Here is a 13110-nt window from a genome sequence, read left to right on the forward strand (position 1 = left end):
CAATCGATATTCAATCGATAAAGATATTTGTAAATGGGAATGGTTATCATTTAGAATTCATTCTATCGAATCGCAACTGACCGATTGACTGAATGATCGAAGCCATGCGCCCAAACACGCTCACGTTGCGCCGCTCCGGCGGCGCCGGATCCGACAGCCGCACGCAAACGGCCCCCCTATCGCCCGCGGATTCCGCAAAGGCTAAACCGGCCGCGACTGCTCAAGCCGGCCAGCGCATCGTCAGCAGCGATTCGCTGCTGCAAGGCCAAAGCCACGTGAGCATCGCGCACAACGGCGAAACGTACCAACTCCGGGCGACCCGCCTGGGCAAACTGATCCTGACGAAGTAACGACCGAGTATTGTGGGGACCACCTCCTCGAGAGGTGTTCGGCATTAGCCAGCCACGACGGCTTGCACGCGAGTCTAGACCCCTTCGTGCAAACCCATTCAAGCAGCCGTCGCAGTCAGCCAAGCCACTTTTTTTGGTTCTCACCACGCAAAAGAAAAAAGCGACGCAGCCGATGGCGCGTCGCTTTTTTTGCATGCTTCGAAAACCAGACGTCGACGCAGCAGCCGGGAAAAATGTGCGCCAGCGCGTCAAAATCCCCAGAACATCAACCACCACGCACTGTCGATCACCGCAAGCGCCGCCGCAAACCACAGCATCGCGAACAGCCTGCGCGCCACGCCGGCATAGCGCCCCGTCACCTGCCAAGCAAGCCACGCGCTCCACAGATTCGCGCCGACAAGGATCGCAATCCGAACATCCGACGCCCAACCGAGCGGCACATGCTCGGCGCGCAACAACGATAGCGTCGTCGCCGACAGGCCGAGGAACACACCCGCGCCAGCGAGCGGAATCAACGCCTGTGCGAGATGATGCAGCCGCACGCGCTCGAAGCGGCCGAGCATTGCAACCGCACCGGCGAGCAAAAGCGCGAGCGCGGTGCCATACCCCAGCCCCGTGCCGACGATATACGCGATCACGAGCGAGCCATCGAGCCACGAGAACACATCGTTGTGCTCGGGATAATGCGTGAAGATGAACCATGGCGCGTTGGTGTCGAGCGGCCACATCACGTCGCGGTCGATCAGCCAGCTCGCAATGGCTTGCTTGATCTGCACGAACCAGGGGCTCACGGTCCAATGGAACGCCCCGATGGCAATGCCGAGCAGGCCGTAAAGAATGAGCGCCGTATCCCAGCCGCTCGCCTGCTTGTCGCCCAGTGCGACGATCTCTTCCGACGACGAGCGCAGCGTCAGCTCGATCGCATCGCGATGACCGCTGCAACGGCCGCACATATGGCACGCCGCCGCGCCCTTCATGCTTCGCAACGGCACGAGCGGCGCGCAATTGATCGGGATCACGCGGTGGCCGTGCTCGCCCTGCTTGTACGAACGCCGCCACGCATCCTCGTCGACCCGGTAGCGCAGCGGCGCAAGACGCGCGAGCAGGCCGAACACGCCGTTGACCGGGCACAAATAGCGGCACCAGACGCGCTTCTCGCGCCCATACAGCAAGCCGATCACGATGGCGGCCAGTGTCGAGCCGCCGAGCACGAGCAGCACGGCGCGCGGATATTGATAGACGCTCACCATCTGACCGTAGATCGTCGTGAGCCCGAACGCGACGAACGGCCAGCCGCCCCAGCGCATCCAGCGCGGAATCGCCCGGCCTCGGCCGAACTTGCTCGCGAATTCCGCCAGCGCCCCTTCCGGGCACAGCACGCCGCACCATACACGGCCGAGCATCACCATCGACAGCAGCACGAACGGCCACCAGATGCCCCAGAAAACGAATTGCGCAGCCAGCGTCAGGTTGCTCCACAGGTGCGCGGTATCGTCCGGCAGCGGCGTAAACGCCGGCACCAGAATCAGGAACGCGTAAACCGCCACCACGGCCCATTGGATGCCGCGAATCAGCGCGCCGTGCCGCTGCATCCAGTGGCCGGCTTGCGCGATCAGGCCGCCGCTGCGGGGGCCGATGACGGCGCTCATGCCGGCCGCCCCGCCGTTGCCGCCGGTTGCTTGGTCGCGCGCTTGAGCAACAGATAGACAACCAGCCAATAGAGCGCGTAAGCAGCCACGTTCGTCAACGCCGGATGCGCACGATAACCGGTCAGCGTCGCCACGAGCGAGCCGAACGTGCTCGAATCATCGAGAATCGCGGACGTATCCCACAGTTGCGCGACGCCGAGCGGCAGGATTTCCTTGTCGATCAGCTTGTCGATGCCCGTCTGAAACAGGCCCGCGCCGAGAAACAACAGCATGATCTCGGTGACGCGGAAAAAGTGCCGCCACGAAAAATACTTGCCGCCCAATTGCAGCAAATAGAACGTCAGGAACGCAAGCCCCAGGCCGATCAGCACGGCAAGCATCTGGCTCGCGCCGACATGCCCCGATTGGCCGAAGCCGAGCCCGTACAGGAAAATGGCCGTCTCGCTTCCCTCGCGCCCGATCGCCAGCGCGACGAGCACGGCAACGCCCCACCAATTCGCGCTCTGCGTGCTCTGTTGCAGCGAGCGCTCCATATCGCGCTTCAACGTGCGCCCGTGCTGCTTCATCCACAGCACCATCTGTACGATCAGCACGCACGCGATCAGCACCATCGCCGTCTGAAAATAGTCCTGCGCATCACCCGACAGCACCTCGGTAAAACCGACGAGCGCGGCGCCAAGCCCCACTGCCATCAGCAGGCCAGCGGCGACGCCCGCCCATAGATACGGCAAACCGCGACGCGCATCGTCGCCGCTGTTTTTCAGCCATGCGTAGAGAATGCCGACGACGAGCAATGCCTCGACGCTCTCCCGCCAGACGACGAACAAGATCTGACCCATTGTTGCCTCCATCCGTGCGCCGAACGGCTTGCCCATACGGCGGACGTTAAAACATCACTTCACTTCGCGACGATCACGCCTTGCGCCTGCTGGTGGAAATCGTCGAAAAACTTGTATTCGCCCGGCGACAGCGGCGCGATCACGACGAACGATTCGCCGCCCGGCGCCAGCACCTTCTCCTTGCGTAGCTGAACGCTCTCGAATTCGGCCGCGCTCTTGCCCGTATTGCGAATTTCGATCTTGATGCGCTGGCCGGCCGGCACCTCGATGCGCGCCGGATTGAGCTTGCCGTCCGCCATCTCGAGCTTGAAGGTCGGCAGATCGGCCGCTTGCGCGGCGCCCGCGACAACGATTGCAGCCGCGAACGCGAATGCTGTGGGGAATCTCATCGTATTTCTCTTAAAAGACGGCGCGCTCGCCGCGCGCCATCCTGCTGCCCGCATTGACCGCTATCAGTACCCGCCCTTCTTGCCGATGCCGGCGAACGGGAAATCGTATTCCAGCGTGATCGGCTTGAACCACGGGCCGACGCCGGTTTCCTTGTCGACGTGGCGACCGAACGCCATGTGGCCCGTCTGCATCGGCGGCTTCACGACGAGCGTCAGGTGATACTTGCCCGGACCATTCAACTTCACGTTGTCGCCGTAATGCGGCCCGTCGCTCGCGACCATCGCCATCAGATCGCCTTCCGACTTCCATTTCGCGTCGCCCTGCTTCGTCAGCTTGTACGTGACTTGCAGATACGGCATCCAGTCGCCCTCGGCGAAACCCGTCGGGTTGTTCTTGACCGCGTGGATGTCGGCTTCCAAATGGATGTCCGAATCCGACGCCTTGCGCATCATGCCTTCCGGGTCCATCGTGATCGGCTGCAGATACACCGCGCCGATCTCCATACCGCCCTGAATCTGGTGCTTGCCGATCGGATACTCGGCCGCCGACGCGCCCAGCGCGACGCACGCGGCCGCCACCGCAACACCGCCGCGGATAAACGAAGAACGCAACATCATTGAAACTCCTTGTTTTTATCGTGACACCTGCTCTGCGCCGCCCGCCGCCATCTCGTTGGAAGACGAAAAGACGATGAAGAACGTTAATGCGAACCATTCTCACTAATGTTGCAAGTTTAGCACTGAACCGGCGTTGAAACAAATTGAAAGGCGGCTAAACCCTTGATACGACAAGGCTTACAAACGGAATCCGGCAGCAGAAATCCAGCCGTGCGGCGCAAAACCGCCGCACGTCATTCGGTTCCGTTCACGTGATCGCCGACGTTCGCGCCGAACACCCGCTCGCGCAGCAGTGCAAGCTGATCGCGCGCCTGCGCGGCCTTCTCGAACTCGAGGTTTTTCGCGTAATCGGCCATCTGCTTCTCGAGCCGCTTGATTTCCTTCGCGATCTGCTTGTCGGACATGTCCTCGAGCTTCGCGCGCTGCTGCGCCTCCTTCAGCTCCGCACGCGCTTCGTCCGCGTTATAGACGCCGTCGATGATGTCCTTGATCCGCTTGACCACGCCGCGCGGCGTAATGCCATGCTCTTCGTTGTAAGCGATCTGCTTGGCGCGGCGCCGCTCGGTTTCGTCGATCGCGCGGCGCATCGAATCGGTAATCGTGTCCGCATAGAGGATCGCCTTGCCGTTCACGTTGCGCGCCGCGCGGCCGATCGTCTGGATCAGCGAACGCTCCGCGCGCAAGAAGCCCTCCTTGTCCGCATCGAGAATTGCGACCAGCGACACTTCCGGAATATCGAGCCCTTCGCGCAGCAGGTTGATCCCGACCAGCACGTCGAACGTGCCGAGCCGCAGATCACGAATGATCTCCACCCGCTCGACGGTATCGATATCGCTGTGCAGATAGCGGACCTTGACGCCGTGATCGGCCAGAAATTCGGTCAACTGCTCGGCCATCCGCTTCGTCAGGACGGTGATCAACACGCGCTCGTCGGCGCTCACGCGCGCATGGATCTCGGCGAGCACATCGTCGACCTGCGAACTCGCCGGCCGCACCTCGATCTCCGGGTCGACCAGCCCGGTCGGCCGCACGACCTGCTCGGCGACCTGCCCCGACACGCGCTTCTCGTAATCGGCCGGCGTCGCCGACACGAATACCACCTGGCGCATCTTGCGCTCGAATTCGGGAAACTTCAGCGGCCGGTTGTCGAGCGCGGACGGCAGCCGGAACCCGTAATCGACGAGATTTTCCTTGCGCGCGCGGTCGCCGTTGTACATTCCGTTCAACTGGCCGATCAGCACATGCGATTCGTCCAGGAACATCAGCGCGTCGGGCGGCAGGTAATCGACGAGCGTCGGCGGCGGCTCGCCAGGCGCCGCCCCTGAAAAGTGCCGCGAATAATTCTCGATGCCCTTGCAGAAGCCGAGTTCCTGCAGCATCTCGAGATCGAAGCGGGTTCGCTGCTCGAGCCGCTGCGCCTCGACGAGCTTGTTTTCCCGATGAAAGAACTCGAGCCGCTCGCGCAACTCGGCCTTGATCGTCTCGACCGCGCGCATCACGGTGTCACGCGGCGTCACGTAATGCGACGACGGATAGACCGTAAAACGCGCAATCTTCTGCCGCACGCGGCCCGTCAGCGGATCGAACAGATTCAGCGTGTCGATCTCGTCGTCGAACAGCTCGACGCGCACCGCCATTTCCGCGTGCTCGGCCGGGAAAATATCGATCGTGTCGCCGCGCACGCGGAACGTGCCGCGCTGGAAATCCTGTTCGTTGCGCGTGTACTGCATCGCGATCAATCGCGCGATCACGTCGCGCTGGCCGATCCTGTCGCCCGTGCGCAACGTCAGGATCATCTGATGATATTCGGACGGATTGCCGATACCGTAAATCGCCGACACCGTCGCGACGATCACCACGTCGCGCCGCTCCATCAGGCTTTTCGTCGCCGACAGCCGCATCTGCTCGATGTGCTCGTTGACCGACGAATCCTTCTCGATGAACAGGTCACGCTGCGGCACATACGCTTCCGGCTGGTAATAATCGTAGTACGACACGAAATACTCGACCGCGTTGCGCGGGAAGAATTCGCGGAACTCCGAGTAGAGCTGCGCGGCAAGCGTTTTGTTCGGCGCGAAAACGATCGCCGGGCGGCCGAGCCGCGCAATCGTATTGGCCATCGTGAACGTCTTGCCCGAACCCGTCACACCGAGCAGCGTCTGGAACGACAGGCCGTCCTCGATGCCTTCGACCAGCGTCGCGATCGCGCTCGGCTGATCGCCCGACGGCGCGTAGGGTTGATAGAGCTGGAACGGTGAATCGTCGAACGTCACGAATTTCGATTCGTCGAGAATGTCGCGGGTGTCGGAATGATGTTCGGACATGGGAGCAGGGGGCAGCGGGCCGAAACGAAGCAAACGATCATTCTAGCGCTTCGACGTCAGGCCGGCTCCGCTTCCGGCCACTCGCGAACATCCGCCGGCGCGCCAAAAAATCGCGTGCACGCCCGCAACATTGGCTAAATAACGGCGTCGAATTCGCTACAATGATGTGTTGCCGCGCTTTATCCCTTTTGCGCCGGCCGCGTCATCCGCCAGGTGGTGCGATAAGTCTGCCCACCCGCGCCGGCGCTGCACAACCGACCCTCTTTTCACAACTGCTGCGAATCCATCATGTCGCTCTTCTCCGCTGTCGCCCTTGCCCCCCGTGACCCGATCCTCGGCCTGAACGAAGCCTTCAACGCCGATACGCGCTCGACCAAAGTCAATCTGGGCGTCGGTGTCTACACGAATGAGGAAGGCAAGATTCCGCTGTTGCGCGCGGTGCGCGACGCGGAAAAGGCGCGTGTCGAAGCGGGCCTGCCGCGCGGCTATCTGCCGATCGACGGAATCGCCGCTTATGACGCCGCGGTCCAGAAGCTGCTGCTCGGCGACAACTCCCCCGTCATCGCGGCCGGCCGCGTCGTAACGGCCCAGGCGCTCGGCGGCACCGGAGCGCTGAAGATCGGCGCGGATTTCCTGCGCACGCTGAACCCGAAAGCCAAGGTCGCCATCAGCGATCCGAGCTGGGAAAATCATCGCGCCCTGTTCGAAACGGCGGGTTTTGAAGTCGTCGCCTATCCGTACTACGACGCGAAAACCAACGGCGTCAACTTCGACGGCATGCTGTCCGCACTGAACAGCTACGCGCCGGGCACGATCGTCGTGCTGCACGCGTGCTGCCACAATCCCACCGGCGTTGACCTGAGCGACGTGCAGTGGGCGCAGGTGGTCGAAGCCGTGAAGACCCGCCAGCTCGTGCCGTTCCTCGACATCGCTTACCAAGGCTTTGGCGAGAACGTGGACGCCGACGCAGCCGCAGTACGCCTCTTCGCGCAGGCGGATCTGAACGTGTTCGTGTCGTCGTCGTTCTCGAAGTCGTTTTCGCTGTATGGCGAGCGCATCGGGGCGCTGTCGATCATTACCGGCAGCAACGACGAATCCGCTCGCGTGCTGTCGCAATTGAAGCGCGTCATCCGCACCAACTATTCGAACCCGCCGACTCATGGTGCCGCGCTCGTCTCGGCAGTGTTTGCATCGCCCGAATTGCGCGCTGCGTGGCTGGAAGAACTGGGCGAGATGCGCGACCGTATCCGCGCGATGCGCAACGGCCTTGTCGAACGGCTGAAGTCGGCGAACGTCGACCGCGATTTCAGCTTCATCAACGCGCAACGCGGGATGTTCTCGTATTCGGGGCTGACGGCCGCGCAGGTGGACCGTCTGCGCGAAGAGTTCGGCATCTATGCGGTCAGCACCGGCCGCATTTGCGTCGCCGCGCTGAACACGCGCAATATCGACGTCGTCGCCAACGCAATCGCGGCCGTCCTGAAGTAAATCGGCCAGGCAGCCGCCATACCGTTACCTCATCGCGGCCGCCTTGGGCTGAAACAAAAACGCGCTCCTTTGAGAGCGCGTTTTTTCATCGGAATCTTTTCGTCATGCTCAGCTATCGCCACGGTTTTCACGCCGGCAATCATGCGGACGTCCTCAAGCACGCCGTCGTCGTTCAATTGCTGCGTCATTTGAACAAGAAAGACAAATCGTATTGGTACATCGATACGCATGCCGGAGCGGGCGTCTACTCGCTAACCGACGGCTATGCGGCAAAAACCACCGAATTCAGCACGGGCATCGAGAAAATCTGGAACGCGACGGATCTGCCTGATGCGCTCGCCGACTATGTCGACGAAGTCCGGGCACTGAACAGCGATGGCGAGATGCGCTACTACCCCGGCTCACCCTATCTCGCATGGCGGCTGATGCGAGAGCAGGACCGGATGCGTCTGTTCGAGCTGCACAGTACCGAAATCGATGTACTACGTCACAATTTCCGGGACGCTGGACGGCGCGCAATGATTTACTCAGGCGACGGCTTCGACGGCATCAAAGCGTTGCTGCCTCCGCCGCCACGCCGCGCACTGGTGCTTATCGATCCGTCATACGAGGACAAACGCGATTATGCAAAAACGCTCGTGTGCGTCGAGGAAAGCCTGAAGCGATTCGCGACGGGCTGCTATGCGATCTGGTATCCGCAGGTAAGCCGCACCGAATCACAGCGTTTGCCCGATCAGCTGAAGCGTCTGCAGACAAGCAACTGGCTGCATCTGAGCCTGACCGTGAGCCGCCCGCCAACGGACGGCTACGGACTTTTCGGCAGCGGCATGTTCGTACTGAACCCGCCATATACGCTGATCAATACGATGAAAGAAGCGCTGCCCTATCTGGTTGAGGTACTGGGACAGGACGCAGACGCCACCTTCAGGATCGAACATCGCGGCAATTGAGCCACCGGCATGGTGGAGTTATAGCTAGTCGCGCGGCTGCGCCGCCGGTGCGGTGTATGGCGCTGGAGCCCCCGGCACTTCGATATACGGAATGATGACCATCGGCGCTGTCGCTGCTGATGGCAGCGCCATCATCGAGGCTGGCCGGATCGGCTCCACGATCGGAGCGCTAGACAGCGGCACATTTCGCGACACGACACCGCTCCGGCCGTCATGAATTCCGCTTTGCGTATCGAGGATCAAAGGCGCGCTACCGCTCGCTCCGGCAAAAGCCGGTGACGTCGCGAGGCCGCATAGCGCAATGCGAAGGAATCGATGGGCGAATCTCATCAGGTAATCCCCAGATTTATAACGCGAGATTTCAGCCTACAAAAAGATAAAGCCCCGAGTCAATCCGTTCGGGGCCTTCATCGAGCACGATCGCGATAGCGCTGCCGCGCGGAATTACAGAATCGAGTAACCGTTGGTTTCCAGCGAGCGGATACGTTGCTCGAGCTGAACGATATCACTCGACGAAGCCAAGTAGGCCTCGCGACGCTCGCGTTCCGCGGTTTCAAACCAGTTGCTCAGTTTTTCAATGATGTAGGCAAACATGTCGGTTCTCCAAGGAAGAGTGAGATCCCTGGAAATCGAGATCAGGGATATCCCGTATAGGGTTAACCCGATTATAGCTTGGATGCACCAACTTACCAGTGAAATGCTCGAATACAGAGCATGCCGATTTGGAATAGCTCAGGGCCATGCCTTCCAAGTATATGATTTTTATATATTTTTACTTCCAGGATAGGCAGACACGACATCGGATGTGCTATTTCGGTGCACAACATGAATCTGCCAAGCGCTCCAAAATAGGGCATTCAGGACGCTCGTCCCCGTGGCAATGGACGGCGAGGTTAGCAAGCGTATTGCGCATGTCGGTCAGCTCGGAAATCCGCTCGTCCAGTTCGGCTACGTGCTCGAGCGCGATTGCCTTGACTTCAGCGCTCGCCCTCGATCGGTCTTGCCAAAGTGCAAGCAACCTTCTAATGTCATCGACTAGAAAACCAAGACGTCTTGCCTGCCGAATAAAGCGAAGCGAATGAATATCTTCGTCGTGGTAAACGCGATACCCGGCGTCGGTTCGCTTCGCGGGAGTGAGAAGCCCCACACTTTCGTAATAGCGAATCATCTTCGCACTGACGCCGGATACTTTCGCCGCTTCCCCAATGTTCACTGATTGTCCCCGACAAAATCGATGGCTCAATGTTAACGCTAAAGACGCCATATCGCCTCGCGCGGAGCGGAGCCGGAGCGCTGGGGCGATGAGGGGGGGTTTGTGGAGCTTGAAGAGTTTGAGGGCGTAAAAGCAAAAACCCCCGCTGGGTAGGCGGGGGTTTTTTAAGGGGGAGCCTGACGATTACCTACTTTCACACGGGGATCCGCACTATCATCGGCGTGGAGTCGTTTCACGGTCCTGTTCGGGATGGGAAGGGGTGGGACCGACTCGCTATGGTCATCAGGCAAAGCGGGTTGTTGCGTTGCTTCGCAGCGCAACCAATCTTGGAAGAAGCAGTAATCTTGGGTTGTGCGTATCGCACACGAGAATCAACAAGTTCTGTAAGACAGACTTGTTATAGGATCAAGCCTTACGGGCAATTAGTATCGGTTAGCTGAACGCATTACTGCGCGTACACACCCGACCTATCAACGTCCTGGTCTCGAACGACCCTTCAAGGGGATCAAGTCCCCGGGGATATCTCATCTTAAGGCGAGTTTCCCGCTTAGATGCTTTCAGCGGTTATCTCTTCCGAACATAGCTACCCGGCGATGCCACTGGCGTGACAACCGGTACACCAGAGGTTCGTCCACTCCGGTCCTCTCGTACTAGGAGCAGCCCCCTTCAAATATCCAACGCCCACGGCAGATAGGGACCAAACTGTCTCACGACGTTTTAAACCCAGCTCACGTACCTCTTTAAATGGCGAACAGCCATACCCTTGGGACCGGCTACAGCCCCAGGATGAGATGAGCCGACATCGAGGTGCCAAACACCGCCGTCGATATGAACTCTTGGGCGGTATCAGCCTGTTATCCCCAGAGTACCTTTTATCCGTTGAGCGATGGCCCTTCCATACAGAACCACCGGATCACTATGACCTGCTTTCGCACCTGCTCGACTTGTCGGTCTCGCAGTTAAGCACGCTTATGCCATTGCACTATCAGCACGATTTCCGACCGTACCTAGCGTACCTTCGTACTCCTCCGTTACGCTTTGGGAGGAGACCGCCCCAGTCAAACTGCCTACCATGCACTGTCCCCGACCCGGATCACGGGCCAAGGTTAGAACCTCAAACAAACCAGGGTGGTATTTCAAGGACGGCTCCACCGAAACTAGCGTTCCGGTTTCATAGCCTCCCACCTATCCTACACAGATCGGTTCAAAGTCCAATGCAAAGCTACAGTAAAGGTTCATGGGGTCTTTCCGTCTAGCCGCGGGTAGATTGCATCATCACAAACACTTCAACTTCGCTGAGTCTCGGGAGGAGACAGTGTGGCCATCGTTACGCCATTCGTGCAGGTCGGAACTTACCCGACAAGGAATTTCGCTACCTTAGGACCGTTATAGTTACGGCCGCCGTTTACCGGGACTTCAATCAAGAGCTTGCACCCCATCATTTAATCTTCCGGCACCGGGCAGGCGTCACACCCTATACGTCCACTTTCGTGTTTGCAGAGTGCTGTGTTTTTATTAAACAGTCGCAGCCACCAGTTTATTGCAACCCCTTCACCCTTCTGGCGCAGGCCAGTCAAGCTACCAGGGCGTACCTTATCCCGAAGTTACGGTACCAATTTGCCGAGTTCCTTCTCCCGAGTTCTCTCAAGCGCCTTAGAATACTCATCTCGCCCACCTGTGTCGGTTTGCGGTACGGTCATCGTTAGACTGAAGCTTAGAGGCTTTTCTTGGAACCACTTCCAATTGCTTCGCGACCGAAGTCGCTCGCGCCACACCCTTGAATCCTGCGCCCGGATTTGCCTAAGCGCCTTCTCCAATGCAGCGACCGGGACGTCCAACACCCGGACAACCTTCCGCGATCCGTCCCCCCATCGCATCTAACGACGGTGCAGGAATATTGACCTGCTTCCCATCAGCTACGCATTTCTGCCTCGCCTTAGGGGCCGACTCACCCTACGCCGATGAACGTTGCGTAGGAAACCTTGGGCTTACGGCGAGGGGGCCTTTCACCCCCTTTATCGCTACTCATGTCAGCATTCGCACTTCCGATACCTCCAGCACCCTTTACAAGGCACCTTCGCAGGCTTACGGAACGCTCTCCTACCATGCGAGCAAGCTCGCATCCGCAGCTTCGGTATATGGCTTAGCCCCGTTACATCTTCCGCGCAGGACGACTCGATCAGTGAGCTATTACGCTTTCTTTAAAGGGTGGCTGCTTCTAAGCCAACCTCCTGACTGTTTTAGCCTTCCCACTTCGTTTCCCACTTAGCCATATTTGGGGACCTTAGCTGGCGGTCTGGGTTGTTTCCCTCTTGACACCGGACGTTAGCACCCGATGTCTGTCTCCCGTGATTGCACTCTTCGGTATTCGGAGTTTGCTATGGCGGGGTAATCTGCAATAGACCCCCCAACCATGACAGTGCTCTACCCCCGAAGGTGAGACACGAGGCACTACCTAAATAGTTTTCGGAGAGAACCAGCTATTTCCAGGTTTGTTTAGCCTTTCACCCCTATCCACAGCTCATCCCCTAACTTTTCAACGTTAGTGGGTTCGGACCTCCAGTACGTGTTACCGCACCTTCATCCTGGCCATGGATAGATCACCTGGTTTCGGGTCTACGCCCAGCAACTGAACGCCCTATTCGGACTCGCTTTCGCTACGCCTGCCCTATTCGGTTAAGCTTGCTACTGAACGTAAGTCGCTGACCCATTATACAAAAGGTACGCCGTCACCCCTTACGAGGCTCCGACTGTTTGTATGCATGCGGTTTCAGGATCTATTTCACTCCCCTCCCGGGGTTCTTTTCGCCTTTCCCTCACGGTACTGGTTCACTATCGGTCGATCACGAGTATTTAGCCTTGGAGGATGGTCCCCCCATCTTCAGACAGGATTTCACGTGTCCCGCCCTACTTGTCGTACACCTAGTTCTTTCATACTGTTTTCGCCTACAGGGCTATCACCTGCTATGGCCGCACTTTCCAGAGCGTTCGGCTAACAATACAAATAAAGAGTACAGGCTCTTCCCATTTCGCTCGCCACTACTTTGGGAATCTCGGTTGATTTCTTTTCCTGCGGTTACTTAGATGTTTCAGTTCACCGCGTTCGCCTCACATGACCTATGGATTCAGTCATGGATACTCCATCAGGAGTGGGTTTCCCCATTCGGACATCCCCGGATCAAAGCTTGTTTGCCAGCTCCCCGGGGCTTTTCGCAGGCTACCGCGTCCTTCATCGCCTGTGATCGCCAAGGCATCCACCACATGCACTTGTTCGCTTGACCCTATAACGA

11 protein-coding genes and 2 rRNA genes are annotated in these 13110 nt (G+C 59.1%); 3 read left to right on the top strand and 10 right to left on the bottom strand.

Annotation, left to right across the window (positions count from 1 at the left end):
- Positions 1-92: 92 nt before the first annotated feature.
- Positions 93-350 (top strand): hemin uptake protein HemP, encoded by a 258-nt coding sequence (gene hemP / locus AQ611_RS23205; protein ID WP_059518686.1) that lies wholly within the window; start codon positions 93-95, stop codon positions 348-350.
- A 248-nt stretch (positions 351-598) separates the two neighbouring features.
- On the opposite strand, the gene AQ611_RS23210 is transcribed toward hemP, so the two are convergent.
- From AQ611_RS23210 to uvrB, 5 genes are all read right to left on the bottom strand, one after another.
- A complete protein-coding gene (locus tag AQ611_RS23210) occupies positions 599-1999 on the bottom strand; it encodes a 4Fe-4S binding protein (RefSeq protein WP_069236213.1) in 1401 nt (466 codons plus the stop codon).
- Positions 1996-2838: an FTR1 family iron permease gene (locus AQ611_RS23215; RefSeq protein WP_069236483.1), complete on the bottom strand. Its 843-nt coding sequence runs from the start codon at positions 2836-2838 to the stop codon at positions 1996-1998. Before AQ611_RS23215 ends, AQ611_RS23210 begins: the two co-directional genes overlap by 4 nt.
- 59 nt (positions 2839-2897) lie before the next feature.
- Positions 2898-3227: a cupredoxin domain-containing protein gene (locus tag AQ611_RS23220; protein WP_069236214.1), complete on the bottom strand. Its 330-nt coding sequence runs from the start codon at positions 3225-3227 to the stop codon at positions 2898-2900.
- A gap of 63 nt (positions 3228-3290) precedes the next feature.
- Positions 3291-3842: an iron transporter gene (locus AQ611_RS23225; RefSeq protein WP_059518929.1), complete on the bottom strand. Its 552-nt coding sequence runs from the start codon at positions 3840-3842 to the stop codon at positions 3291-3293.
- A 236-nt stretch (positions 3843-4078) separates the two neighbouring features.
- Positions 4079-6169 carry an excinuclease ABC subunit UvrB gene (uvrB, locus tag AQ611_RS23230; protein ID WP_069236215.1) on the bottom strand — a complete coding sequence of 697 codons (2091 nt, stop codon included), beginning with the start codon at positions 6167-6169 and terminating at the stop codon, positions 4079-4081.
- Positions 6170-6457: 288 nt separating this feature from the next.
- On the opposite strand from uvrB, the gene AQ611_RS23235 reads away from it, so the two are divergent.
- Together AQ611_RS23235 and AQ611_RS23240 are read left to right on the top strand one after the other, a co-directional pair.
- Positions 6458-7657 carry an amino acid aminotransferase gene (locus AQ611_RS23235; RefSeq protein WP_059518678.1) on the top strand — a complete coding sequence of 400 codons (1200 nt, stop codon included), beginning with the start codon at positions 6458-6460 and terminating at the stop codon, positions 7655-7657.
- Positions 7658-7761: 104 nt separating this feature from the next.
- On the top strand, positions 7762-8607 hold the full coding sequence (locus tag AQ611_RS23240; RefSeq protein ID WP_069236216.1) for a 23S rRNA (adenine(2030)-N(6))-methyltransferase RlmJ: 846 nt from the start codon (positions 7762-7764) through the stop codon (positions 8605-8607).
- A 24-nt stretch (positions 8608-8631) separates the two neighbouring features.
- Here AQ611_RS23240 and AQ611_RS26530 read toward each other — a convergent pair whose 3' ends face one another.
- The 5 genes from AQ611_RS26530 to AQ611_RS23260 form a co-directional block, all read right to left on the bottom strand.
- Positions 8632-8937 (bottom strand): hypothetical protein, encoded by a 306-nt coding sequence (locus AQ611_RS26530; protein WP_069236217.1) that lies wholly within the window; start codon positions 8935-8937, stop codon positions 8632-8634.
- A 114-nt stretch (positions 8938-9051) separates the two neighbouring features.
- On the bottom strand, positions 9052-9201 hold the full coding sequence (locus AQ611_RS25210) for a DUF3563 family protein (RefSeq protein ID WP_082710165.1): 150 nt from the start codon (positions 9199-9201) through the stop codon (positions 9052-9054).
- A 214-nt stretch (positions 9202-9415) separates the two neighbouring features.
- A complete protein-coding gene (cueR, locus tag AQ611_RS23250; protein ID WP_069236218.1) occupies positions 9416-9820 on the bottom strand; it encodes a Cu(I)-responsive transcriptional regulator in 405 nt (134 codons plus the stop codon).
- 174 nt (positions 9821-9994) lie between these two features.
- A 5S ribosomal RNA gene (rrf, locus tag AQ611_RS23255) occupies positions 9995-10107 on the bottom strand.
- A gap of 114 nt (positions 10108-10221) precedes the next feature.
- Positions 10222-13101, bottom strand: a 23S ribosomal RNA gene (locus tag AQ611_RS23260).
- Positions 13102-13110 lie beyond the last annotated feature (9 nt).

It is taken from the genome of Burkholderia singularis, from assembly GCF_001718875.1.
GTDB lineage: Bacteria > Pseudomonadota > Gammaproteobacteria > Burkholderiales > Burkholderiaceae > Burkholderia > Burkholderia singularis.

Coding starts and splice junctions, on each gene's coding strand:
- hemP (WP_059518686.1), top strand. CDS start 93: ATGATCGAAGCCATGCGCCCAAACACGCTCACGTTGCGCCGCTCCGGC.
- AQ611_RS23210 (WP_069236213.1), bottom strand. CDS start 1,999: ATGAGCGCCGTCATCGGCCCCCGCAGCGGCGGCCTGATCGCGCAAGCC.
- AQ611_RS23215 (WP_069236483.1), bottom strand. CDS start 2,838: ATGGGTCAGATCTTGTTCGTCGTCTGGCGGGAGAGCGTCGAGGCATTG.
- AQ611_RS23220 (WP_069236214.1), bottom strand. CDS start 3,227: ATGAGATTCCCCACAGCATTCGCGTTCGCGGCTGCAATCGTTGTCGCG.
- AQ611_RS23225 (WP_059518929.1), bottom strand. CDS start 3,842: ATGTTGCGTTCTTCGTTTATCCGCGGCGGTGTTGCGGTGGCGGCCGCG.
- uvrB (WP_069236215.1), bottom strand. CDS start 6,169: ATGTCCGAACATCATTCCGACACCCGCGACATTCTCGACGAATCGAAA.
- AQ611_RS23235 (WP_059518678.1), top strand. CDS start 6,458: ATGTCGCTCTTCTCCGCTGTCGCCCTTGCCCCCCGTGACCCGATCCTC.
- AQ611_RS23240 (WP_069236216.1), top strand. CDS start 7,762: ATGCTCAGCTATCGCCACGGTTTTCACGCCGGCAATCATGCGGACGTC.
- AQ611_RS26530 (WP_069236217.1), bottom strand. CDS start 8,937: ATGAGATTCGCCCATCGATTCCTTCGCATTGCGCTATGCGGCCTCGCG.
- AQ611_RS25210 (WP_082710165.1), bottom strand. CDS start 9,201: ATGTTTGCCTACATCATTGAAAAACTGAGCAACTGGTTTGAAACCGCG.